The sequence below is a fragment of the Burkholderia sp. BC1 genome (assembly GCF_052683555.1).
Window position 1 is genome coordinate 1 of sequence record NZ_JBQYLP010000006.1, and the last position, 22,519, is coordinate 22,519.

21 protein-coding genes and 1 rRNA gene are annotated in these 22,519 nt (G+C 64.3%); 8 read left to right on the forward strand and 14 right to left on the reverse strand.

Annotation, left to right across the window (positions count from 1 at the left end):
- Position 1 precedes the first annotated feature (1 nt).
- A 16S ribosomal RNA gene (locus ACSHSS_RS04605) occupies positions 2–1,534 on the reverse strand.
- A gap of 568 nt (positions 1,535–2,102) precedes the next feature.
- Here ACSHSS_RS04605 and ACSHSS_RS04610 point away from each other — a divergent pair.
- From ACSHSS_RS04610 to ACSHSS_RS04625, 4 genes are all read left to right on the forward strand, one after another.
- Positions 2,103–3,320: a DUF2863 family protein gene (locus ACSHSS_RS04610; protein ID WP_006398828.1), complete on the forward strand. Its 1,218-nt coding sequence runs from the start codon at positions 2,103–2,105 to the stop codon at positions 3,318–3,320.
- A gap of 217 nt (positions 3,321–3,537) precedes the next feature.
- Positions 3,538–4,374, forward strand: a complete 837-nt coding sequence (locus ACSHSS_RS04615) for a LuxR C-terminal-related transcriptional regulator (protein WP_006398827.1) — start codon at positions 3,538–3,540, stop codon at positions 4,372–4,374.
- 75 nt (positions 4,375–4,449) lie between these two features.
- Entirely contained in the window at positions 4,450–5,124 is a 675-nt protein-coding gene (locus ACSHSS_RS04620; protein WP_006398826.1) for an energy-coupling factor ABC transporter permease, read from the forward strand.
- Positions 5,125–5,252: 128 nt separating this feature from the next.
- A complete protein-coding gene (locus ACSHSS_RS04625) occupies positions 5,253–5,903 on the forward strand; it encodes a BspC domain-containing protein (protein WP_217104295.1) in 651 nt (216 codons plus the stop codon).
- 81 nt (positions 5,904–5,984) lie between these two features.
- Here ACSHSS_RS04625 and ACSHSS_RS04630 read toward each other — a convergent pair whose 3' ends face one another.
- Together ACSHSS_RS04630 and yaaA are read right to left on the reverse strand one after the other, a co-directional pair.
- Positions 5,985–7,139: a M14 family metallopeptidase gene (locus ACSHSS_RS04630; protein WP_445544615.1), complete on the reverse strand. Its 1,155-nt coding sequence runs from the start codon at positions 7,137–7,139 to the stop codon at positions 5,985–5,987.
- Positions 7,140–7,227: 88 nt separating this feature from the next.
- The gene (gene yaaA / locus ACSHSS_RS04635; RefSeq protein WP_006410116.1) at positions 7,228–8,010 is read right to left on the reverse strand and encodes a peroxide stress protein YaaA; all 783 of its coding nucleotides are present in this window, start codon (positions 8,008–8,010) and stop codon (positions 7,228–7,230) included.
- Positions 8,011–8,067: 57 nt separating this feature from the next.
- Here yaaA and ACSHSS_RS04640 point away from each other — a divergent pair, with 57 nt between their 5' ends.
- Positions 8,068–8,565: a putative toxin-antitoxin system toxin component, PIN family gene (locus ACSHSS_RS04640; protein ID WP_060095452.1), complete on the forward strand. Its 498-nt coding sequence runs from the start codon at positions 8,068–8,070 to the stop codon at positions 8,563–8,565.
- A gap of 31 nt (positions 8,566–8,596) precedes the next feature.
- Entirely contained in the window at positions 8,597–9,769 is a 1,173-nt protein-coding gene (locus ACSHSS_RS04645) for a pyridoxal phosphate-dependent aminotransferase (protein ID WP_069220085.1), read from the forward strand.
- Between the two features lie 92 nt (positions 9,770–9,861).
- On the opposite strand, the gene ACSHSS_RS04650 is transcribed toward ACSHSS_RS04645, so the two are convergent.
- The gene (locus ACSHSS_RS04650; protein WP_054316045.1) at positions 9,862–10,518 is read right to left on the reverse strand and encodes a glutathione S-transferase family protein; all 657 of its coding nucleotides are present in this window, start codon (positions 10,516–10,518) and stop codon (positions 9,862–9,864) included.
- A 197-nt stretch (positions 10,519–10,715) separates the two neighbouring features.
- Here ACSHSS_RS04650 and ACSHSS_RS04655 point away from each other — a divergent pair, with 197 nt between their 5' ends.
- Both ACSHSS_RS04655 and ACSHSS_RS04660 read left to right on the forward strand, forming a co-directional pair.
- Positions 10,716–11,507, forward strand: a complete 792-nt coding sequence (locus tag ACSHSS_RS04655; protein WP_253604956.1) for an oxepin-CoA hydrolase, alternative type — start codon at positions 10,716–10,718, stop codon at positions 11,505–11,507.
- A gap of 140 nt (positions 11,508–11,647) precedes the next feature.
- On the forward strand, positions 11,648–12,340 hold the full coding sequence (locus ACSHSS_RS04660; protein ID WP_006415576.1) for a glutathione binding-like protein: 693 nt from the start codon (positions 11,648–11,650) through the stop codon (positions 12,338–12,340).
- A gap of 48 nt (positions 12,341–12,388) precedes the next feature.
- Here ACSHSS_RS04660 and ACSHSS_RS04665 read toward each other — a convergent pair whose 3' ends face one another.
- From ACSHSS_RS04665 to nuoL, 10 genes are all read right to left on the reverse strand, one after another.
- Positions 12,389–12,865 carry a MaoC family dehydratase gene (locus tag ACSHSS_RS04665; protein WP_445544616.1) on the reverse strand — a complete coding sequence of 159 codons (477 nt, stop codon included), beginning with the start codon at positions 12,863–12,865 and terminating at the stop codon, positions 12,389–12,391.
- The gene (locus tag ACSHSS_RS04670) at positions 12,862–13,323 is read right to left on the reverse strand and encodes a MaoC family dehydratase (protein ID WP_445544617.1); all 462 of its coding nucleotides are present in this window, start codon (positions 13,321–13,323) and stop codon (positions 12,862–12,864) included. The genes ACSHSS_RS04665 and ACSHSS_RS04670 overlap by 4 nt, the downstream gene beginning before the upstream one ends.
- A 40-nt stretch (positions 13,324–13,363) precedes the next feature.
- Complete coding sequence (locus tag ACSHSS_RS04675) at positions 13,364–14,497, reverse strand: acyl-CoA dehydrogenase family protein (protein WP_445544618.1); 1,134 nt, start codon at positions 14,495–14,497, stop codon at positions 13,364–13,366.
- A gap of 27 nt (positions 14,498–14,524) precedes the next feature.
- The gene (locus ACSHSS_RS04680) at positions 14,525–15,721 is read right to left on the reverse strand and encodes an acyl-CoA dehydrogenase family protein (protein ID WP_060041091.1); all 1,197 of its coding nucleotides are present in this window, start codon (positions 15,719–15,721) and stop codon (positions 14,525–14,527) included.
- 151 nt (positions 15,722–15,872) lie between these two features.
- Positions 15,873–16,295, reverse strand: a complete 423-nt coding sequence (locus tag ACSHSS_RS04685; RefSeq protein ID WP_006398813.1) for a DUF1178 family protein — start codon at positions 16,293–16,295, stop codon at positions 15,873–15,875.
- A gap of 136 nt (positions 16,296–16,431) precedes the next feature.
- On the reverse strand, positions 16,432–17,022 hold the full coding sequence (locus ACSHSS_RS04690; protein ID WP_006398812.1) for an NUDIX domain-containing protein: 591 nt from the start codon (positions 17,020–17,022) through the stop codon (positions 16,432–16,434).
- A 142-nt stretch (positions 17,023–17,164) separates the two neighbouring features.
- Positions 17,165–17,461 (reverse strand): DUF2818 family protein, encoded by a 297-nt coding sequence (locus tag ACSHSS_RS04695; RefSeq protein ID WP_006398811.1) that lies wholly within the window; start codon positions 17,459–17,461, stop codon positions 17,165–17,167.
- Positions 17,461–18,924 (reverse strand): NADH-quinone oxidoreductase subunit NuoN, encoded by a 1,464-nt coding sequence (gene nuoN / locus ACSHSS_RS04700; RefSeq protein ID WP_175687098.1) that lies wholly within the window; start codon positions 18,922–18,924, stop codon positions 17,461–17,463. The genes ACSHSS_RS04695 and nuoN overlap by 1 nt, the downstream gene beginning before the upstream one ends.
- Before the next feature lie 36 nt (positions 18,925–18,960).
- Positions 18,961–20,451, reverse strand: a complete 1,491-nt coding sequence (locus tag ACSHSS_RS04705) for an NADH-quinone oxidoreductase subunit M (RefSeq protein ID WP_006398809.1) — start codon at positions 20,449–20,451, stop codon at positions 18,961–18,963.
- Between the two features lie 16 nt (positions 20,452–20,467).
- A complete protein-coding gene (nuoL, locus tag ACSHSS_RS04710; RefSeq protein WP_217060912.1) occupies positions 20,468–22,510 on the reverse strand; it encodes an NADH-quinone oxidoreductase subunit L in 2,043 nt (680 codons plus the stop codon).
- Positions 22,511–22,519: the final 9 nt, after the last annotated feature.

A 22,519-nucleotide genomic window follows, 5' to 3' on the forward strand; every position in this document is an offset into this window, starting at 1 on the left:
GAAAGGAGGTGATCCAGCCGCACCTTCCGATACGGCTACCTTGTTACGACTTCACCCCAGTCATGAATCCTACCGTGGTGACCGTCCTCCTTGCGGTTAGACTAGCCACTTCTGGTAAAACCCACTCCCATGGTGTGACGGGCGGTGTGTACAAGACCCGGGAACGTATTCACCGCGGCATGCTGATCCGCGATTACTAGCGATTCCAGCTTCATGCACTCGAGTTGCAGAGTGCAATCCGGACTACGATCGGTTTTCTGGGATTAGCTCCCCCTCGCGGGTTGGCAACCCTCTGTTCCGACCATTGTATGACGTGTGAAGCCCTACCCATAAGGGCCATGAGGACTTGACGTCATCCCCACCTTCCTCCGGTTTGTCACCGGCAGTCTCCTTAGAGTGCTCTTGCGTAGCAACTAAGGACAAGGGTTGCGCTCGTTGCGGGACTTAACCCAACATCTCACGACACGAGCTGACGACAGCCATGCAGCACCTGTGCGCCGGTTCTCTTTCGAGCACTCCCGAATCTCTTCAGGATTCCGACCATGTCAAGGGTAGGTAAGGTTTTTCGCGTTGCATCGAATTAATCCACATCATCCACCGCTTGTGCGGGTCCCCGTCAATTCCTTTGAGTTTTAATCTTGCGACCGTACTCCCCAGGCGGTCAACTTCACGCGTTAGCTACGTTACTAAGGAAATGAATCCCCAACAACTAGTTGACATCGTTTAGGGCGTGGACTACCAGGGTATCTAATCCTGTTTGCTCCCCACGCTTTCGTGCATGAGCGTCAGTATTGGCCCAGGGGGCTGCCTTCGCCATCGGTATTCCTCCACATCTCTACGCATTTCACTGCTACACGTGGAATTCTACCCCCCTCTGCCATACTCTAGCCTGCCAGTCACAAATGCAGTTCCCAGGTTGAGCCCGGGGATTTCACATCTGTCTTAACAGACCGCCTGCGCACGCTTTACGCCCAGTAATTCCGATTAACGCTCGCACCCTACGTATTACCGCGGCTGCTGGCACGTAGTTAGCCGGTGCTTATTCTTCCGGTACCGTCATCCCCCGACTGTATTAGAGCCAGGGATTTCTTTCCGGACAAAAGTGCTTTACAACCCGAAGGCCTTCTTCACACACGCGGCATTGCTGGATCAGGCTTTCGCCCATTGTCCAAAATTCCCCACTGCTGCCTCCCGTAGGAGTCTGGGCCGTGTCTCAGTCCCAGTGTGGCTGGTCGTCCTCTCAGACCAGCTACTGATCGTCGCCTTGGTAGGCCTTTACCCCACCAACTAGCTAATCAGCCATCGGCCAACCCTATAGCGCGAGGCCCGAAGGTCCCCCGCTTTCATCCGTAGATCGTATGCGGTATTAATCCGGCTTTCGCCGGGCTATCCCCCACTACAGGACATGTTCCGATGTATTACTCACCCGTTCGCCACTCGCCACCAGGTGCAAGCACCCGTGCTGCCGTTCGACTTGCATGTGTAAGGCATGCCGCCAGCGTTCAATCTGAGCCAGGATCAAACTCTTCAGTTCAAACCTGTTACTGTTTTCGGTTCTTGCGAACCGGTCGCTCACTCAAAGCTGACAGGTCATATGAATTGCTTCATAAACCTGACTTACTTTAGTGTGAGACTCTTGATACTTTTGCTATCCCGATCCGAAGATCAGGTCTCGCTCACATCAAGCGCCCACACTTATCGGCTGTTAGTTTTTAAAGAACATGTCTGCGAGCAGATCGTCTTGCTCAGCAGCGCTGCGTTGTCAGCAGCAGAGAAGCGAGATTATGAACACTGTTTCGCAGCTCGTCAACAACTTTTTTCACTACATCGTTGCGACTGCGGGGTTCTTCTTCCTTCATCGGGCCGGCGCTCTATGCTGCAGCGCACGTCCGACTCCGCTTCCCCTTCCGCGCCGCGTTTCCGTTAGCGCGAAAGAGGCGTGATTCTATGCAGCCCACGCGGGATGCGCAAGGGGGTCGACGCACTTTTTTTGATCCCCGCGATTTCATCGCACCGAGACCGCCGAGTAGCACGACAGCGCTTATGGCGCGCAGAACGGACTAGAATGTGAGGTTCTTCGCCTCTTTCTATACGTATTTAATATGCGCCAGCGAATCGCCAAACGTCTTCCCCCCGATGCCGACAAACTCGTCGGCCTGTCGCTTGCGCTCTTCGCTTCGGGCAGCCGCATCGAAGACCGCTTCTGGGAAGCGAAGCTCGATGCCCTGCTTGCCAAGATCGTTCGCAACGGCAACCAGACCACGCTCGACGCAGCGCTCGACCATCTGCAACAGAATCATCCCGACGCCTACGGTGCGCTCGCCGACATGGCCGAAACGCACAGCGAGTCGATGGTGATCGAGCACGACGGCCAGCCGTACGATGCGCTGCTCGTCGCGGTGCCCGTGCTCGCTTGGACGCGCTATGTGATTCCGTCGGGTCCGCTCAAGAGCGACATCGCCGACGCACTGCGTGCGCACCTGCAGGCCCACGTGCTCGCCAACGGTACGCTGGTCGGGCTCGCGCCGTTCATGTACAGCATCGATCAACTGCCGCGGCACCACGTCGAAACCTACCGGCTCGCGCAGCAGCTCGCGCATGCGGCCCTCGGCCAGCATGCGGCCAAGCTCAATTTCGGCGACCTGCCGGAAACGTCCCCGATCCTGGCCGACCCGCGCTTCCTGCTCGCGGTCGTCGCCGCACCCGCCGGCGCACCGCTGTTCCGCTGGCAGGAAGAAGAGCACGGCAACCGCATCGAGCGCGGCCAGTGTCTCGAGCAATGGACGGCCCAGGGCGGCCCGAACCTGTCGCTCGCACTGCCCGGCTGCGAGTTCGAGTGCCTGCTTCCGGACGCGTACTATTCGGCATGCCGCGATGCGGACGAACGCATACGTCCTCACACGGTCCGTACCGCGATTCGTTATCTTTTCGACACACTTGGTGCAGCGCCGCAGGAACTGCGCGCGGTCGTCGCCGGCTTCGGCGACCGACGCATCGACGAATACCGCGTCGGCTTCACGCGGCGCGGCAGCAACGACGTGATCTATGGCGTCGTGTGGCCGCTGTACGGCCGCGAGAACGGCGACGTGTCGATCGACAGCGCGACGCTCGAGGGCGAAGCGCCGATCGACGGCCCGCTCGAGGAAATCGTGAGCCTGCTGAAGGAATGCGGCGTCACGGACATCCGCCGGCACGCCGGGCGTTTCGAGCCGGAATACTGCGACGATTGCGGCGTGCCGCTCTATGCCGATCCGCTCGGCGAAATCGTCCATGCCGAGATGCCGGAAGACGCGTCGCCTGCGCAGCCGCATTTCCACTGATCGCCGGCGCGGGCCGCCACGACCCGCAACGAGCCATCGCGTAAGCCGCTTCCGCCCCGTGCGGAAGCGGCTTTTTTCTTGTCTGCCTCCTCTGCCGCCAAATTTCGAACTTCTCCTAAGCCATTCAGCCAAGCAGACAACGTGTAAGGTATTTGTCATGATCGGCGCTCGACATGCTTGCCGACAGATCAACGACACATTCGTAAGGAGGCTGAATATGCGGTTCCTGGTGGTCAATTCGGATGCCGAGCGGCGTGACGGGCTGAAGGCCCTGTTGCGGCAGATCGATCGTCACGCGCGTATCAACGACGCGCCGGACGGTTTCCAGGCGCGCCGCCTGCTGCGCACGCAGCGCTTCGATCTCGTCGCGATCGACTGGCTGGACGTCGGAAAGGTCAGCGAACTCCAGGCGTTGTGCACGGCCTGTTCGCCGACGCCCGTCGCGATGCTGATCGGCGACACGACCCCGGAAGCGGTTCAGAACTTCTTCGACTATGGCGTCGCGGGCGTGATACCGCACGCCACGCGTCCGCATCTGCTGGTTCGCGCGCTCGAGATGGTGCTGCTCGGCGGTCACTATATTCCGCCGATCGCCCTGCGGCTGCTGCCGTCCGCGGCCGTCACCCGTCACGATGCGCGTTTCCAGACACTCGCGAACGCGTTGCCGCGCCGCTCGCCGGCCGGTCTGCTGTCGCCGCGACAAGCGCAGATCATGCGCTTCGTCCATATGGGCAGCACGAACAAGATGATCGCGCGCACGCTCGGCATCAGCGAAGGCACCGTGAAGATCCATCTCGCGAGCATCTTCCAGCAGCTCGGCGCCGCGAACCGCGCCGCCGCGGTCGCCATCTACAACGGTTGGCTGTCGCCGCACCTCGAGGTGCTGCTCGCGGACCGCGATCGCGCGCGCAAGCCTGTGCTCGGGGAACGCGGCCCGGTCCCGCTGCGCGCACAACGGAACACGCGCCCGTACCCGCTGCCGAGCGCGACCGTCGACGATCCGGAACTGCCGCTCGCCGCCGAGGCGCTGCCCCGTTTCCGGCGCAGCCACTAGACGAACAGTCTCGATATTGCGACGGTCGACGTGTGCGGATTCCCACCTTTGATGCTCAACGAGTAATATGGACGCATGGGTTTTCTTTTCACACCGCTTCCGCTCTGGGTTGGCATCGGTGGCTGGATCGCCGCCGCGGCGCTGCTCGCGCTCGCGTTCTGGAAGCGCCCGTTCGTCCGCCTGCACGATGCGACGCTGCAGCATGTCTGGCTCGCACTCGTGACGGCCATCACCGTTCTCTGGGCGTCCAACGCATGGCTGGAGGACGGTGTCGTCATGCATCTGCTCGGCGCGACGCTGCTCGTCACGCTGTTCGACTGGACGCTCGCGCTGGTCGCGATGGGCGCCGTCACGGCGATCGCCGCAGTCATCTTCGATGCATCGTGGCAAGGGGTCGGTCTGACCTACCTCGTCTACGGCGCGCTGCCCGTCGCGGTATCCGCGTTGCTGCAGCGCGCGGCCATCGCATGGTTGCCGCACAATCTGCTGTCGTTCATCGCGGGCCAGGGTTTCGTGTCGCCGGCCGTCGCGATCGTTGCAGCTGCGGCCGCGGCGGCCGGCGTGCAGCTCGCGCTTGCCAACGGCGCGCCTGTCGTGATTCCGGGCGGCTACCTGTTCAACACGGCACTGCTCGCGCTCGGCGAAGCCTGGTTCACCGGCATGACGACCGCGTTGATCGCCGTCTATCGTCCCGCGTGGGTCACCACGTTCGACGTCCGCCGTTATCGTCTGGGCGGCCCGCGCGCGTGAACGTGCCGCGCCCGCGGCGCCGGCGCGTATCGCTTGCGCAGGGCGGGCGAGTCGCCCGTCTACTGCCGCGCTACTTTTTTACGCTAAGATTGAACTCCTGTTCTTCATCGGGCCTCTATACCTGCCCGATGCCTCATTCGCTCCTCACCAATAACCAGATGGACAGCTCAACTGCCTCGCTCCGGATCGTCCGGACGCTCGGCAAGCTGGCGGCCTGTGTCGCGGGCTTGTCGCTTGCACTTCCGGCACCGGTCTTCGCCGACCTTCTCGACCAGCGTTCCGAGCTGATCAACAAATTCGTCAACGAAATGCACGCCGATCCGCTCGTCGCCGACTGCGCCGCGCACGGCAGCTTCATCGCAAGCACGTCGACCGCATTCGATCGCGTCGACTTTGCGCCGAATGCATTCGAAAACGGCAACGCGACGATCACGCCGTGGAACGATTCGTTCGATCAAGGCAAGCAGCGCGTGAAGGTCGACAACATCGTCACCGTCGACGGGCTCGGCATTCGCACGAACGGTGGCGATCCCGAACCGCTGAAGTTTCGCTGTGGCTATGTCGGTCAGCAGATGCTCGCGTTCAGCTGGAACGATCCCGTTCCGCCGCTCAAGCCGCGCGTCGAGCGCCCGGCACCGTCGACGAAGAAATTCAAGGGCAAGTCGCACAAGGGCAAGGTGAAGGCCAAGGCGACCGGGCGTCCCGCGAAAAAGGCCGTCACGAAAAAATCGACCGCGACGAAAAAAGCCGTCAAGAAAAAGACCGCGAAGAAGTACTGACGCGACGGAGCGGCAACGACAGAAGCGAAAAAGCCGGCGCATCGTTCGATGCGGCCGGCTTTTTCGTTACCGACAATGCGTTTACGCGAACGTCTCGATCTGCTTCAGGATCGCCGCCAGCATCGCCGCGCCGAGCGCCGCGCTACGTTCGCCGTTCCAGCCGACGCGTTCGTCCGGCAGATTCGCGTTGTCCTTGAACGGCATCTCGAGCGTCAGCGACAGACAGCCGAACCGGTGTCCGACGTACTTCGACGCGAGCTTCAGCGCATCCTCCTTGTACTTGCTCGCCGCATAGCCGTGCTCGGTCTGGAAGTCGGGGCTCGCGACCTTGAACGCTTCGATGAAGGCGTCCTGCTCCTTGCGCTGCTGCTCGGTAAAGCTCGGCAGCATCTCGGAGCCGGCGACGAACACGTACGGCAGATCCTCGTCGCCGTGGATGTCGAAAAACATGTCGCAGCCGATCGCATGAATCGCATCGCGCACCGCGAGCACCTCGGGGCTGCGCTCGGTATCGGGCGCCATCCATTCGCGATTCAGATTCGCGCCAGCCGCATTGGTGCGCAGATTGCCGTGCACGCTGCCGTCGGGATTCATGTTCGGCACGATATGAAAGATCGCGCGATCGTACAACTTGCGCGCGACCGGATCGCCGGCCCAGTCGCCCCACCCGGCCAGCCGCTTCACGAGCCCTTCGACGAACCATTCGGCCATCGTCTCGCCCGGATGCTGCCGCGCGATGATCCACACCTTCTTCTTCGGCGCGCCATCGGTTTCCGGCGTACCGAGCGTCAGCAGCGACATCGGGCGGCCTTCCACCGTACGGCCGAGTTCGACGACGCTCGCCTGCGGCAACTGCTGGACCGCACCGAGAAACGCGGCGTGGCGCTCTTCCGAATACGGTTCGAAATACGCGTAGTAGATGCTGTCGAATTCGGGCGTATGGTCGATCGTCATCGTGCGGCCGTCGAACGTCGTCGGCACGCGGAACCAGTCGACGCGATCGTAGCTCGCAACCGCGCGGTAGTCGCGCCAGCCGGACGGATACGCACACTGCGCGGCGTTCTCGAACGTCATCACGCAGCGCTCGCCGCGCGCGCCCGTCAGGCGGAAATAGAACCACTGCGCGAATTCCGAGCGATTGTCGCCGCGCACGCGCAGCCGGATCGCGTCCGGGCTGTCGCAGGATACGACGTCGATTGCGCCCGCGTCGAAGTTGCTGGTGATCGAAAGAGCCATCCGTTTCTCCTTGAGCGGCCGTCACGCGCGGTGTGCCGCGCGCCGCGCCTCATGCATGCGCCGGCCGTCTCGTGAACGGCCGGCAGGGTCACTCGCCGACACGCCGGCGATATACGTAAGTCGAGTCGTTCGACGCGGCCGCGTCGAACGCATAGCCTTCCATCGCGAACGCCTGCAGCGCCTTCGGCTCGGCGATGCGGTTCTCGACGACATACCGCGCCATCAGCCCGCGCGCGCGCTTCGCGTGAAAGCTGATGATCTTGTAGCGGCCGCCCTTCCAGTCCTCGAACACCGGCGTAATGACCGGCGCGGCCAGCAGCTTCGGCTTGACCGACTTGAAGTACTCGGTCGATGCGCAGTTGATCAGCACGCGCGATGCGCCACGGCGCGTCTCGAGCTGCTCGTTCAGCGCGCGCGTGATGCGGTCGCCCCAGAACGCGTACAGGTCCTTGCCGCGCGTATTCGCGAAGCGCGTGCCCATCTCGAGCCGGTACGGCTGCAGCAGGTCCAGCGGACGCAGCAGGCCATACAAGCCCGACAGCACGCGCACGTGTTGCTGCGCATAGTCGAGATCGGCGGCCGACAGCGATTTCGCGTCGAATCCTTCGTACACGTCGCCGTTGAACGCCAGCACGGCCTGCTTCGAATTGGCGGGCGTGAAGATCGGCGACCAGTCCGCGTAGCGCTGGTAGTTCAGCCGCGCGAGCGGATCGGAGATGTCCATCAGCGTCGCGATGTCCTGCGGCGACAGCTTGCGCAGGCCCGCGATCAGTTCCGACGCGTCGTCGACAAATGCAGGCTGCGTGTAAGACTGCACGTGGGCGGGCGTCTCGTAGTCGAGGGATTTGGCGGGAGAGAGAACGATTATCATAGAGGCTCGCTGGCACGCCGTGCCGTGCGGTCAGACGAAAACCACCGATTGTAACGAATGCCCAGCTCCCTCGCCCCGCCCGCCGCGCGCCGCGTCGTGCTCGACTCGAACGTGTGGATCGACATCCTCGTGTTCGACGATCCGGCCACGCGGCCGATTCTCGCCGCGCTCGAATGCGGCACGCTCGCGGCCGTCATCGACGGGCGGTGCCTGACGGAGCTCGAGCATGTGCTCGACTATCCGCAGTTTCGCGCGCGCGCGATCGACAAGGCGGCCGCGCTCGCGACGGTCGCGCGCCTCGCGCACGTCGTAGAACCTGCGCCGGCCGACACAGACGCGCCGCCGCTGCCGAAATGCAAGGACCGCGACGACCAGAAATTTCTCGAGCTCGCCCGCGCCGCGCAGGCCGAGTGGCTCGTGTCGAAAGACCGCGCGCTGCTGAAGCTCGCGAAGCGCACGGCGCGCGATTTCGGCTTCCGCATCGCGCAACCCGCACCGTTTACCGAGGCCTGCGCGCTCGCCGCCGCAACGGCCGCCACTGTCACGCCGGCCTGACGCTGCCGGCATCACCACTTCGACCGTACCGATGAACGCTCCCTCCGACATGCCAACGTCCCCCGTTTTCCCGTCGCGCCTGCCGAACGTCGGCACGACGATCTTCACGGTCATGAGCGCGCTCGCCGCCGAAAAAGGCGCGGTGAATCTCGGGCAGGGCTTTCCGGATTTCGACTGCGACCCGCGCATCGTCGACGCAGTGGCGGCCGCGATGCGCAGCGGCCACAACCAGTACCCGCCGATGGCGGGCGTCGCGCCGCTGCGCGAAGCGATCGCGGACAAGATCGCGCAACTCTACGGCCGCCGCTACGATGCCAGCACCGAAATCACCGTGACGGCCGGCGCGACGCAGGCGCTGCTGACGGCCATCCTGTGCGCCGTGCATCCGGGCGACGAAGTGATCGTCGTCGAGCCGACCTACGACAGCTATCTGCCGTCGATCGAACTCGCCGGCGGCAAGCCCGTCTTCGTCACGCTCGAAGCGCCGGATTACGCGATTCCATTCGACCGTCTCGCGGCCGCGATCACGCCGAACACGCGGATGATCCTGATCAACACGCCGCACAACCCGACCGGCACCGTGTGGCGCGAAGCGGACATGCGCAAGCTCGAGGACATCGTGCGCGGCACCAACGTGTTGATCCTGTCGGACGAGGTGTACGAGCACATGGTCTACGACGGCGAGCGTCACGAAAGCGTCGCGCGCTATCCGGAACTCGCCGCACGCAGCTTCATCGTGTCGAGCTTCGGCAAGACGTATCACGTGACGGGCTGGAAGGTCGGCTACGTCGCGGCACCGGCCGCGCTGACTGCCGAATTCCGCAAGGTCCATCAGTTCAACGTGTTTACGGTCAATACGCCGATGCAGATCGGCCTCGCCGACTATCTGCGCGATCCGGCGCCGTACCTGACGCTCGCGGGCTTCTATCAGAACAAGCGCGACTTCTTCCGCGCGGGCCTCGAACGCACGCGCTTCAAGCTGCTGCCGTGCTCGGGTACGTACTTTCAGTGCGTCGACTATTCGGCGATCAGCGATCTGCCGGAAGCGGAATTCTCGAAGTGGCTGACGTCGGAAATCGGCGTGGCCGCGATTCCGGTGTCGGCGTTCTATCACGAGCCGCACGAGTCGGGCGTCGTGCGCTTCTGCTTCGCGAAGCAGGAGAGCACGCTCGCGACCGCGCTCGAGCGGCTCGCGCGCCTGTAACGCGCCGGCCGGGCGCGGCACTCGTCGGCGCGCGGCGCCTGGCGATGCCGCGCCCGCATGCGACGCGGCCACCGGCACCGCTCGAGCGCCGCTTACGCGCGCGCGGCGCTCGCAGCCTCCATGTAGGCCTTGCGGTCCGCCGCGACGCGCTGCGCAGCCGGTCGCTCGCCGACCTTCTTCGCATGCGCCTTCCAGTCGATGCCCGCATCGAGCACGAAATCGCGGCCGAAGATCGTCTTCGTCGCCATCGCGACGATCGGCAAATGGATCGATGCCGCGATATCGGCGAGACCGAACGAATCGCCGAGTACGTACGGCGAGAACTGCGTCATCCGCTTGAACGCGTCGATCGCGCGCGGCAGCCGCTTCTCGACGTGCGCTTTCGTGCCGTCGCTGACCTTGCCGCCGAAAAACGCTTCCGCATAGACCTCGCGCGTGGTCCACTCGATGTACAGCTCGAGCGTCTGGACGAGTTCGCGCACCTTCGCGGCCGCGAATGCGCCCGACGGAAAAATCGGCTTCTCGGGATAGCGCGCCGCCAGATACTCGACGATCGCCTGCGACTCGAACAGCGCGCCTTCTTCGGTTTTCAGAAACGGAATCTTGCCGAGCGGCGAATCGGCGAGCCGCGCCGGATCCGTGATCGGCAGACTGCATGCGCATTCCTCGAACGGAATGTCGTGCTCCAGCAGCACGAACTTCACCTTGTTGTAGTAGTTCGACAACGGAATACCGCACAGCTGTAGCATCGGAGTCTCCTTCGTTGTCGGCACGGTCGCACACGGTTCGCCGCGCCGGGGATGTCGCGCTGAAAAAGCACGTTCGTGCTAGTCTAAAGCAGTTTCACGCCGTCACGACAACATTGCATCCGCCGAAGCAGCCGCTTCGTCTGCCGCCGCACCGAACGCGGCGCGGCCGCCTCGCCATCCGATGGAGACACGCTCGCATGAGTGCCGAACTGCTGGCCACGCGCCCGCCCGAGAGCGAATCGACGCTCGTCCTCACGATCTCGAATCCCGGCGCACGCAACGCGCTGCATCCCGACATGTACGCGGCCGGCGTCGAAGCGCTCGCGACCGCCGAGCGCGACCCGAGCATTCGCGCGGTCGTGCTCACGGGTGCCGATCGTTTCTTCTGCGCCGGCGGCAACCTGAACCGGCTGCTCGACAACCGATCGAAGGACCCGTCGTTCCAGGCCGCCAGCATCGATCAGCTCGCCGCGTGGGTGGCCGCGCTCCACGCGTCGACGAAACCGGTGATCGCCGCAGTCGAAGGCGCGGCGGCCGGCGCGGGCTTCTCGCTCGCACTCGCCTGCGACCTGATCGTTGCCGCGCACGACGCGAAGTTCGCGATGTCATACGCGCGGGTGGGCCTCACGCCCGACGGCGGCGGTTCGTGGTTCCTCGCCCGTGCGTTGCCGCGCGCGCTGGCGGCCGAGATTCTGCTCGAAGGCAAGCCGGTCGCCGCGGAACGCCTGCATGCGCTTGGCGTCGTCAACCGGCTCGCGACACCGGGCGCCGCGCTGAGCGATGCGCTCGCGTGGGCCGACACGCTCGCCGGCATCTCGCCGAATGCGCTGACGCGCATCAAGACGCTGCTCGACGATGCGCTCGCGCAGCCGCTCGAGTCGCACCTCGGCACGGAGCGCGATCATTTCGTCGCGTCGCTGCATCATCCGGACGCGCTCGAAGGCATCACCGCGTTTCTCGATAAGCGTCAGCCGCACTACAAGCGCTGACGCCACGCCGCCTGTGCACGCGGCGCCCCTGCGCGCGTCGAGGCATGCCCTGCAGCGCGCATCGATCCGTGCTGTAATGACCGCCTGCCGCGGCGCGCGCGCCGCTTCCGCTTCCGTTGATGAACCGAAGGAGTTTGACGATGATCGACGTCTACAGCTGGGCGACCCCGAACGGTCACAAGGTGCACATCATGCTCGAGGAAACCGGCCTCGCGTATCGCGCGCATCCGATCGATATCGGCGCGGGCGACCAGTTCAACGCCGAGTTCCTGAAGATCAGTCCGAACAACAAGATCCCCGCGATCGTCGACGACGAAGGCCCGGGCGGGCAGCCGATCTCGCTGTTCGAATCGGGCGCGATCCTGATCTATCTCGCGGAGAAAACCGGCCAATTCCTGCCGACGGATCCGGCTGCGCGCTATGCGACGCTCGAGTGGCTGATGTTCCAGATGGGCGGCGTCGGCCCGATGCTCGGCCAGACGCATCACTTCCGCATCTATGCGCCGGAAAAGATCGAGTACGCGATCAACCGCTACACGAACGAGGCGAAGCGGCTGTACAACGTGATGGACAAGCGCCTCGGCGAATCCGAGTATCTGGCCGGCGACGCGTACACGATCGCGGACATCGCGACGTTCCCGTGGACGCGTTCGTGGCAGAACCAGGGCATCGAGCTCGACGCATTCCCGAACGTCAAGCGCTGGCACGAAGCGATCGCCGCACGCCCTGCCGTGCAGCGCGGCGTCGAGGTGCTCGCGTCGCTGCGCAAGGCGCTGCAGGACGACAAGGCGCGCGAGGTGCTGTTCGGCGCGACGCAGTACGCGAAGCGCTGAGCGGCACGCCGCCGCACGGCTGGGCAGCGGCCGTGCGGCGTCAGCACGTCAGAAGTAGTGCAGCGTGATGAATTCCGCCGCACAGACCGGGAGCGGTCCGTCGGGCCGCTCCGCTTCGATCGAGACCGACCACGTGACCTGCACGCCGCCTCGCGCCGCATCGGCCGCTTCCTTCACCGCGAACGACGCGCGCACGCGTGCGCCGACCGGCACCGGCTTCAGAAACCGCACGCGATTCAGCCCGTAGTTCACACCCATCTTCTGTTCGAAGCGCATCGCGTCGGTCATCAGCGCCGGAGTCAGCGACAGCGTCAGAAAGCCGTGCGCGATCGGGCCGCCGAACGGCGACTCGCGTCGCGCGCGCTCGGGGTCGACGTGGATCCATTGATGATCGCCGGTCGCGTCGGCGAAACCGTCGACGCGTCGCTGGTCGATCTCGATCCAGCCGCTCACGAGCGGCGCTTCGCCGACCCGCGCGCGCAGCGCCTGCGCCGACGCGATCAGCGGCAACGTAACGTCGGTCATCCCTGCTCGCCTCCCGGATGACGCAGCCCGAAGATCACCTTCGAGCGCACGGTGATCACGGTCTCGCCGCTGCCGTTCACACCGATCCATTCCGTCGACACGATGCCGCGATCGGGCTTGCTCGCCGACACGCGCTTGTCGAGGATCTTCTGATGCATCGTGATCGTGTCGCCGGCGCGCACGGGCTTGATCCAGCGGATCTCGTCGATGCCGGGCGAGCCCATGCTCGTCGAATCGGTGCCGAGATGTCGGACGAGCAGGCCCATGAAGACCGAACATGTATGCCAGCCGCTCGCGACGAGGCCCCCGAACGGCGAAGCCTGCGCGGCCGCTTCGTCGACGTGGAACGGCTGTGGATCGTAGCGCGATGCGAATGTCTTGATGTCGTCTGCCTCGAACGTGTAGCGGCCGATTTCGACGGAACTGCCGGCTTCGAGATCTTCGTAGCTGATGCCCACTGCGGGTCTCCTGGTGATTGGCGCGCCCGGCGCGCCGACGTCATGCCGCGTCGGTCTGCGCGAAGTCGGGCAGCGCCGCGATGCGCGCAAGATGATGATCGGTATCGCCGAGTGTCGTTTCGATGATCGACAGCCGCTTGAACAGATGTGCGGCCGCCACTTCGTTCGTCACGCCCATCCCGCCATGCAGCTGAACGGCCTGCTGGCCGACGAAGCGCGCCGCCGCACCGACACGCGCCTTCGCGGCCGAGATGGCCTTGCGTCGCGCATCGACATCGCTGCTCGCATAACGCACGGCCGCGAGATACGTGAGCGAACGCGCCTGCTCCGCGTGAATCAGCATGTCGACCATCCGGTGCTGCAGCACCTGGAAGCGCGCGATCGGCATGCAGAACTGTTCGCGCGTCTTCGTGTAGTCGACCGTCGCACGGTTGAGCTCGTCGAGCGCGCCGACCGCTTCCGCGCACAGCAGGAACGTCGCGTAATCGGCGATCTGCTCGAGTGCGGCCGCATCGCGCGCGCCGCCCGTCAGCCGCCGCGCAGGCGTATCGTCGAATACGATCGTCGCCGCACGCTGGCCGTCGATGGTCCGATAGTCGACGACTTTCGCGCCGGCCGTCTCGCGGTCGACGACGAACAGCGCAATCGCGCCGTCGTCGACGCGCGCCGGAACGATCCACGCATGCGCCTGCGCACCGTGCTGCACGACCGACTTCGTGCCGGACAGTCGCACCGTGCCGCCCTGCTCGTGCGCGCGCGTCGCGAGCTCGAACAGGTCGTAGCGTGCATGCGGCTCGTGAAATGCCACGGCAAGACGCTTGCGGCCCTGCGCGACCGCTTCCAGCAGCGCCGCGTCGTCGCCGGTGCCGGAACCCGCGATGCGCAGCGCTTCGACGCCGACCGCGGTCGCCCAGTAAGGCTCGACGACGAGCGCACGCCCGAGCTCCTGCATCGCGACCAGCATGTCGACTGCGCCGCCGCCGAAACCGCCTTGCGCCTCGGGCACCGGCAACGCGGTCAGCCCGAGTTCCGCGAACGCCTGCCATTGCGTTTCCGACACGCCCGCGTCGCTGCGCACGATCGCCTGACGCGCATCGAAGCCGTACTGCTCGCCGAGATAACGGCGAAGCGCCTCGGCGAACTGCTGCTGCTCATCGGTAAAGGTGAAATCCATCGTTGTCTCCGATCGCGTGAGCCCGGCTCAGAGCCCGAGAATCATCTGCGCGATGATGTTTTTCTGAATTTCGTTCGAGCCGCCGTAGATCGACGTCTTCCGGTAATTGAAGTAGTACGCGGCAAGCGGCGCCGCATCATCGTCATTCGCGATGCTGTGCTCGCGCTCGCCTTCGAGAAACGGCACGTCGAACGGCGCGGCAAGCGGCCCGATCGCTTCGAACATCAGCTCGGTGAGCGCCTGCTGCACCTCGGTGCCCTTGATCTTCAGCATCGACGCTTCCGGCCCCGGCCCCTTGCCGCTCGTCTCGCGGCTCACGACGCGCAGCACCGTGACCTCGAGCGCCATCAGCTCGACTTCGAGCGCCGCGACCTTTGCGGCGAACACCGGATCGGCGAGCAGCGGCTTGCCGTTCTTGCGCTGGTTCGAGGCGATGCGCTTGAGGAACGCGAGTTCGCGCTTCGATGCGCCAACGCGCGCGATCCCCGTGCGCTCGTGGCCGAGCAGGTATTTCGCGTAGGTCCAGCCGCGGTTCTCGTCGCCGACGAGATTCTCGACCGGCACCTTGACGTCCTCGAAGAACACTTCGTTGACTTCGTGATCTTCGTCGAGCGTGATGATGGGCCGCACCGTGATGCCGGGCGTCTTCATGTCGATCAGCAGGAACGAAATGCCTTCCTGCTTTTTCGCCGACGGATCGGTGCGCACGAGGCAGAACATCATGTCCGCATGCTGGCCGAGCGTCGTCCACGTCTTCTGGCCGTTGACGACGTAATGATCGCCGCGACGTTCGGCGCGCGTGCGCAGCGAGGCGAGGTCCGACCCGGAACCCGGCTCCGAGTAGCCCTGGCACCACCAGTCGGTGCCGTCGAGGATGCGCGGCAGGTAATGGCGCTTCTGCGCCTCGCTGCCGTATTTCATCAGCACGGGCGCGACCATCGATACGCCGAACGGCAGCACGGTCGGCGCCCCGATGCGCGCGCACTCTTCGTCCCAGATGTGTCGCTGCGTCGCGTTCCAGCCCGGCCCGCCGTATTCGGCCGGCCATGCGGGCGCAGACCAGCCGCGCCGGCCGAGAATGCGGTGCCAGCTCGCGTAGTCTTCGCGATCGAGTCGTTTGTGATCGAGAACCTTCGCGCGCAGCGTTCGAGGCAGGTTCGCCTCGAGCCACGCGCGGATGTCGGCGCGGAATGCGTCGTCGGCGGGGGAATAATCCAGATCCATGCGCAGTGTCTCCTGTCGCCAGCGCGCGTACCCGAGGCGGTACTGCACTGGCCCATGCTTCGCGATCCACCCGATGCGGCGCATACGCGCGGACCGGGCCCGGGCAAGGCTTGCCGCGGCCGTCCGGCCGGGCAAGGACACACTGCGTACGTTATTGCAGCGGTTCTTTCAGCGCGGCAGGAATCGGCAGCGGCATCACATCGATGCCTTCTTCGACCAAGGCTTGCGCATCTTCCGGCGTCGTGACGCCACGAATGCTGCGCGCCGGCGCTTCGTTGTAATGGATGCGCCGCGCTTCCTCGGCGAAGCGCTCGCCCACGTTCTCGGTCTTCGCCAGCACCTCGCGCAACGCACGCATCACCTGCGCCTGCAGCGCACGCGGATCGACCGGCTGCGCCTGCGTCGCCCCCGACAGATTCAGGCGCGGCGCGGACGGCATACGGCTGACCTCGGTCGTCCCGCACACCGGACATTCGACCAGCTTGCGGGACAACTGCGATTCGAATTCATCGGCCGAAGCGAACCAGCCTTCGAACCGATGACCATGCGGGCACTGTAAATCGAGGACCTTCATGCTGAATCAGGGCGTGTGACGAGTGTAGCGCAAAAAACGGTTTTGTGAACGGTCGTGCTAAATCACGATCGGGCGCGCGATGACGCGCATGTGACCGAATTGTAACGCGCCGCTCCGCGCGCCGCTGACGCTGTGTTCAAGGCGTCAGAACGGGGCCCAGCGGCCATGCGCCGGACAGCACGCGGTCGAGCCACATCGTGCCGATGATCGTCTTGACGTCGCTGATCTGGCCCGTGCGCACCCATTCGAGCAGGTCGGGCAGCGTCGCCGTGAAGGTTTCGAGGAATTCTCCGTCGTCGAGCTTGCGCTCGCCGGCGGTCAGCCCGCGCGCGAGATACAGGTCGATGAATTCGGTCGAGTAGGAAATGATCGGATGAATCCGCGTGAGGAAGACGTATTCGCGGGCCGTATAGCCCGTTTCCTCGCGCAGTTCGCGCACGGCACACGCGAGCGCGCCCTCGTCCGGATCGAGCTTGCCGGCCGGGAATTCGGCCATTACCTTGCCGATCGGGTAGCGGTACTGGCTTTCCATCAGCACGCGGCCGTCGTCGAACAGCGGGATCACCATCACCGCGCCCGGGTGCTGGACGTATTCGCGCGTTGCGCGCTTGCCGTCGGGCAGACTGACGGTGTCGCGCTTCAGTTTCAGGAACGCGCCTTCGAAGATCGATTCGCTTTCGAGGCAGGTTTCGGTGAGTGCGGCGTCGTGATTGGGCAATTCGGCCATCGGCGGCTCCGTGATGAGGCGTGACGACGAAGGGCCGGCACGCCGGAAACGTGCTTGCGCCGGCCGTCATGCGAACCGGGCGCAAGGACTGCGCCCGGCCGCACGCGTGTGCGAAGCCGCGACGAGCGCGGCCGGGACGTTGTCAGCGTCGTTTGACGAGATACTGGAACGTGAAGCCGGGAAACGCGAACACGACGAACAGACTGAACGTGATCGCGTAAAACTGCCAGCCTTGTTCGAAGCGGTTGCCGGCGCGCGATTCGAGCCAGAAGCCGAGCGCGCCGACGACGAAATACAGCACGATCAGTTCGCCGATCCGGATCCACGCGCCCTTCTTCGCCGCGCCGATCGGCACGACGGCGAACAGGCGCTGGTTCAGAAACGGCAGGTTGGCGCCCGCGAGCGCCAACAGCACGATAAACCAGCCCGCGGCCGACATTACAGCGTCGGCAGCGAGTGACGGAGTGCGTCCAGGCACACCGTCAGCAGCGGGCTCGGGATCAGGCCGAGCACGACGACCGCGATGCCGTTGAGCACCAGGATCGTGCGCTTGCAGAAATCGCCGCCGATCGGCGTCGAGTCTTGCGGTGCGTCGAAGTAGATCAGCTTGACGATGCGCAGGTAGTAGAACGCGCCGAACAGCGACGTGATCACGGCCAGCACGGCCAGCCACGTGAGGCCCGCGTTGACGGTCGCCTCGAGCACCGCGAGCTTCGCGTAGAAGCCGACGGTCGGCGGAATGCCGGCCAGCGAGAACATCATCACCATCATCACGAACGCGAACACCGGGCTGCGCTTGTTGAGGCCCTTGAAGTCGTCGATCGTGTCCGCTTCGAAGTCGCGGCGCGCGAGCAGCATCACCACGCCGAACGAGCCGAGCGTCGTGATCAGGTAGACGATCGCGTAGAACATCGCCGAGCTGTACGCGTTTGCCGGTGCGGCCGCGTCGCCCTTCACGATGCCGGCGAGCAGGCCGAGCAGCACGAAGCCCATGTTCGAGATCGCCGAGTACGCGAGCATCCGCTTGATGTTGCGCTGGACGATACCGGTGATGTTGCCGACGATCAGCGACAGCGCGGCGAGAATCACGAGCGCGGTCTGCCAGTTCTGCGCGAGCGGCAGCAGGCCCATCACCAGGAAACGCAGCCCCCAGGCGAACGCCGCGACCTTCGGACCGCCGCCGACGAACAGCGTCATCGCGGTCGGCGCGCCCTGATAGACGTCGGGCACCCACATGTGGAACGGCACGGCGCCAAGCTTGAACGCGATACCGGCCACGATGAAGATCACGCCGAACATCAGCACCGCGTCTTCGGTGCCGCCGCTGCTCACGGCCTTGTACACGTCGGCGAGATCGAGCGAGCCGCCCGTCGCGCCGTACAGCATCGAGATCCCGTACAGCACGAAGCCCGAAGCGAGCGCGCCCAGCACGTAGTACTTCATCGCGGCTTCGCTCGACACCGCACCGTCGCGGCGCAGTGCGATCACCGCGTACAGCGACAGCGACATCAGCTCGAGGCCGAGGTACAGCGTCAGGAAGTTGTTGCCCGAGATCATCACGAGCTGACCGAGCAGCGAGAACATGCCGAGCAGGAACACGTCGCCGCGGAACATGTCGCGATCTTCGAGGTACTTGCGCGAATAGATCAGCGACACGGCGAAACCGAGCGACACGACCGCCTTCATCGCGCTCGCGAACGCATCGACGACGACCATCCGCGAGAAGAAGTAGTAATGCTGCGGATCGAGCGCCTGCACCGCAAACCAAACGCCGGCGACCACCGACGAGACCACCGCGATCAGATACGTGAGGCGGCGGCCGGATGCACCGGTAAAGGTGTCGTTCAGCCAAGCGACGATGATGGCGGCCATCACCAGCGCGTCAGGCAACAGGACATTCATAGGAGCGTTCATGATCTTGATTTCCTCCGCTCGCGATTACTGGGCCAGCGGCAGCTTCGACTGCGCGACATGGGAGAGGAGGTTTTCCACGGAAACGTGCATCACGTCGGTGAAGGGCTTCGGATACAGGCCCATCAGCAGCGTGAACGCGGCAAGCACGGCGAGCATCAGGAATTCGCGGCGGCCGATGTCCTTCAGCTTCGCGACGTGATCGTTCGCGACCGCACCGAAGTAGACGCGCTTGTACATCCACAGCGTGTAGGCCGCGCCGAGGATCAGCGTGAACGCCGCGCCGAAGGCGATCCAGAAGTTGTACTGGACGGCCGCGAGAATCACCATGAACTCGCCGACGAAACCGGACGTGCCCGGCAGGCCGCAGTTCGCCATCGAGAACAGCATCGCGAACGCCGCGAACTTCGGCATCACGTTGACGACGCCGCCGTAGTCGGCGATCTGGCGCGAGTGCACGCGGTCGTACAGCACGCCGATGCAGAGGAACATCGCGCCCGACACGAAACCGTGCGAGATCATCTGCACGATCGCGCCTTCGACGCCGAGCTGGTTGAAGATGAAGAAGCCGAGCGTCACGAAGCCCATGTGCGCGATCGACGAATAAGCGACGAGCTTCTTCATGTCGGCCTGCACCATCGCGACGAGGCCGATGTAGATCACCGCGATCAGCGACAGCGTGATCACGACCGGTGCGAGGAAGTGGCTCGCGTCAGGCGTGATCGGCAGCGAGAAACGCAGGAAACCGTACGCGCCGAGCTTCAGCATGATCGCCGCCAGCACGACCGAGCCGCCCGTCGGCGCTTCCACGTGCGCATCCGGCAGCCAGGTGTGGACCGGCCACATCGGCACCTTCACCGCGAACGCGAGGAAGAAGGCGATGAACAGCAGGATCTGCGGCGTCATCGCGATCTTCGCGTTCTGCCACGTCGCGAGGTCGAACGAGTGCGTCTCGGTGTACAGGTAGATCAGCGCGACCAGCATCAGCAGCGAGCCGGCCAGCGTGTACAGGAAGAACTTGAACGCCGCGTACACGCGGTTCGGGCCGCCCCACACGCCGATGATGATGTACATCGGGATCAGCGTCGCCTCGAAGAAAACGTAGAACAGCAGGCCGTCGGCCGCCGAGAACACGCCGATCATGATGCCGGACAGGATCAGGAACGCGGCGAGGTACTGCGCGACGTTCTCGGTGATCACTTCCCACGCGGCGATCACGACGATCACCGTGATCAGCGCGGTCAGCACGACGAACCACATCGAGATGCCGTCGACGCCGAGGTGATACGAGATCTGGAAGCGTTCGATCCACGTCGATTGCTCGACGAACTGCAGTGCGGCGGTGCTCGCATCGAAGCCCGTGATCAGCGGGATCGTGACGGCGAGACCGAGCAGCGAGCCGATCAGCGCGATCCAGCGTGCCGGCCCCGGGTTCTTGTCGTTACCGACCGCGAGCACGAGGAGGCCGAAAACGATCGGCAGCCAGATCGCGGTACTGAGAATCGGAAAAGCGTGCATTAGTTGTCCCCCCGCCTTATTTGCCGCCGAGCGTTACAAACAGGGTCAGGAGCCCCAGCATGCCGATGATCATGGCGAACGCGTAGTGATAGATGTAACCGGATTGGAGGAAGCGGATCACGCTGGCGAACCAGGCGATGAACTTGGCGCTGCCGTTGACGAGGCCGTCGATCACCACGACGTCGCCCTCCTTCCACAGGCCGCGGCCGATCGCCACCGAACCGCGGGCGAACACCACTTCGTTGATCTTGTCCATGTAGTACTTGTTATCCAGCAGCGTGTAGATCGGACCGAACGCGCGGCGGATCGACGCCGGCAGATCCGGACGCTTCAGATACAGGAACCACGCGACGACGACACCGGCCAGCGCGAGCCACACCGGCAGGCCCGACACCGAATGCAGGCCCATGCCGACCCAGCCGTGGAACTCCTCGGCCATCTCGGCCAGCGCCGGATGGTTTTCGCCGATGAAGATCACCTTGTCGAACGCGACGCCGTGCTGGAAGAAATCGCCGAACAGCATCGGGCCGATCGCGATCGCACCGATGATCACCGACGGAATTGCGAGCAGGACGAGCGGCACCCACACGACCCACGGGGTCTCGTGCGGCTCGTGCGCGTGGTCGCCATGGCCGTGATCGTCGTGACCGTGCGCGGCCGCCATGCCCATCGGCGATTCCGGATGCTTCGGATGGCGGAAGCGCTCTTCGCCGTGGAACACGAGGAAGTACATGCGGAACGAGTACAGCGCCGTGACGAACACGCTCGCGACGACCGCGAAGTACGCGAAGCCCGAACCCGGCAGGTGCGACAGCTTCACCGCGTCGATGATCGAGTCCTTCGAGTAGAAGCCCGAGAAGAACGGCGTACCGATCAGCGCGAGCGAACCGATCAGCGACGTGATCCAGGTGATCGGCATGTACTTGCGCAGGCCGCCCATGTTGCGCATGTCCTGATCGTGGTGCATGCCGATGATCACCGAGCCGGCGCCGAGGAACAGCAGCGCCTTGAAGAACGCGTGCGTCATCAGGTGGAACACCGCGACCGGGTAGGCCGACACGCCGAGCGCGACCGTCATGTAGCCGAGCTGCGACAGCGTCGAGTAAGCGACGACACGCTTGATGTCGTTCTGGACGATCCCGAGGAAGCCCATGAACAGCGCCGTGATCGCACCGATCACCGTGATGAACGACAGCGCGGTATCCGACAGCTCGAACAGCGGCGACATGCGCGACACCATGAAGATGCCGGCCGTCACCATCGTCGCCGCGTGAATCAGCGCCGAGATCGGCGTCGGGCCTTCCATCGAGTCAGGCAGCCAGACGTGCAGCGGGAACTGCGCCGACTTGCCCATCGCGCCGATGAACAGGCAGATGCAGGCGACCGTCAGCAGGCCCCAGTCGGTGCCCGGGAAATGCAGGCTCGCGAGTTCCGCGCGCTTCGCGAACACTTCGCCGTAGTTCATCGAGCCGGCGAACGCGAGCAGCAGGCCGATGCCGAGCAGGAAGCCGAAGTCGCCCACGCGGTTCACGAGGAACGCCTTCATGTTCGCGTAGATCGCGCTCTCACGCGTAAAGTAGAAGCCGATCAGCAGGTACGACACCAGACCCACCGCTTCCCAGCCGAAGAACAGCTGCAGGAAGTTGTTGCTCATCACGAGCATCAGCATCGAGAACGTGAACAGCGAGATGTACGAGAAGAAGCGCTGGTAGCCGTCCTCTTCCGACATGTAGCCGATCGTGTAGATGTGCACCATCAGCGACACGAAGGTCACGACGACCATCATCATCGCCGTCAGCGAATCGACGAGGAAGCCGACTTCGAGCTTCAGCGAGCCGACGTGCATCCATTCGTAGACGGTCGCGTTGAAGCTTGCGCCGCCCATCACGTCGACGAAGACTTTCGCCGACAGCAGGAACGCGATCAATACGCCGAGGATCGTGATCCGGTGTGCGCCCTTGCGCCCGACTGCGTTCCCGAACAGCCCCGCAATCAGCGAGCCGGCCAGCGGAGCGAGCGGAATCGCCAGCAGCAGGTTTTCATTGAGTGTCGTTGACATAACAGCGTT

Coding starts and splice junctions, on each gene's coding strand:
- ACSHSS_RS04610 (WP_006398828.1), top strand. CDS start 2,103: ATGCGCCAGCGAATCGCCAAACGTCTTCCCCCCGATGCCGACAAACTC.
- ACSHSS_RS04615 (WP_006398827.1), top strand. CDS start 3,538: ATGCGGTTCCTGGTGGTCAATTCGGATGCCGAGCGGCGTGACGGGCTG.
- ACSHSS_RS04620 (WP_006398826.1), top strand. CDS start 4,450: ATGGGTTTTCTTTTCACACCGCTTCCGCTCTGGGTTGGCATCGGTGGC.
- ACSHSS_RS04625 (WP_217104295.1), top strand. CDS start 5,253: ATGCCTCATTCGCTCCTCACCAATAACCAGATGGACAGCTCAACTGCC.
- ACSHSS_RS04630 (WP_445544615.1), bottom strand. CDS start 7,139: ATGGCTCTTTCGATCACCAGCAACTTCGACGCGGGCGCAATCGACGTC.
- yaaA (WP_006410116.1), bottom strand. CDS start 8,010: ATGATAATCGTTCTCTCTCCCGCCAAATCCCTCGACTACGAGACGCCC.
- ACSHSS_RS04640 (WP_060095452.1), top strand. CDS start 8,068: ATGCCCAGCTCCCTCGCCCCGCCCGCCGCGCGCCGCGTCGTGCTCGAC.
- ACSHSS_RS04645 (WP_069220085.1), top strand. CDS start 8,597: ATGAACGCTCCCTCCGACATGCCAACGTCCCCCGTTTTCCCGTCGCGC.
- ACSHSS_RS04650 (WP_054316045.1), bottom strand. CDS start 10,518: ATGCTACAGCTGTGCGGTATTCCGTTGTCGAACTACTACAACAAGGTG.
- ACSHSS_RS04655 (WP_253604956.1), top strand. CDS start 10,716: ATGAGTGCCGAACTGCTGGCCACGCGCCCGCCCGAGAGCGAATCGACG.
- ACSHSS_RS04660 (WP_006415576.1), top strand. CDS start 11,648: ATGATCGACGTCTACAGCTGGGCGACCCCGAACGGTCACAAGGTGCAC.
- ACSHSS_RS04665 (WP_445544616.1), bottom strand. CDS start 12,865: ATGACCGACGTTACGTTGCCGCTGATCGCGTCGGCGCAGGCGCTGCGC.
- ACSHSS_RS04675 (WP_445544618.1), bottom strand. CDS start 14,497: ATGGATTTCACCTTTACCGATGAGCAGCAGCAGTTCGCCGAGGCGCTT.
- ACSHSS_RS04680 (WP_060041091.1), bottom strand. CDS start 15,721: ATGGATCTGGATTATTCCCCCGCCGACGACGCATTCCGCGCCGACATC.
- ACSHSS_RS04685 (WP_006398813.1), bottom strand. CDS start 16,295: ATGAAGGTCCTCGATTTACAGTGCCCGCATGGTCATCGGTTCGAAGGC.
- ACSHSS_RS04690 (WP_006398812.1), bottom strand. CDS start 17,022: ATGGCCGAATTGCCCAATCACGACGCCGCACTCACCGAAACCTGCCTC.
- ACSHSS_RS04695 (WP_006398811.1), bottom strand. CDS start 17,461: ATGTCGGCCGCGGGCTGGTTTATCGTGCTGTTGGCGCTCGCGGGCGCC.
- nuoN (WP_175687098.1), bottom strand. CDS start 18,924: ATGAATGTCCTGTTGCCTGACGCGCTGGTGATGGCCGCCATCATCGTC.
- ACSHSS_RS04705 (WP_006398809.1), bottom strand. CDS start 20,451: ATGCACGCTTTTCCGATTCTCAGTACCGCGATCTGGCTGCCGATCGTT.
- nuoL (WP_217060912.1), bottom strand. CDS start 22,510: ATGTCAACGACACTCAATGAAAACCTGCTGCTGGCGATTCCGCTCGCT.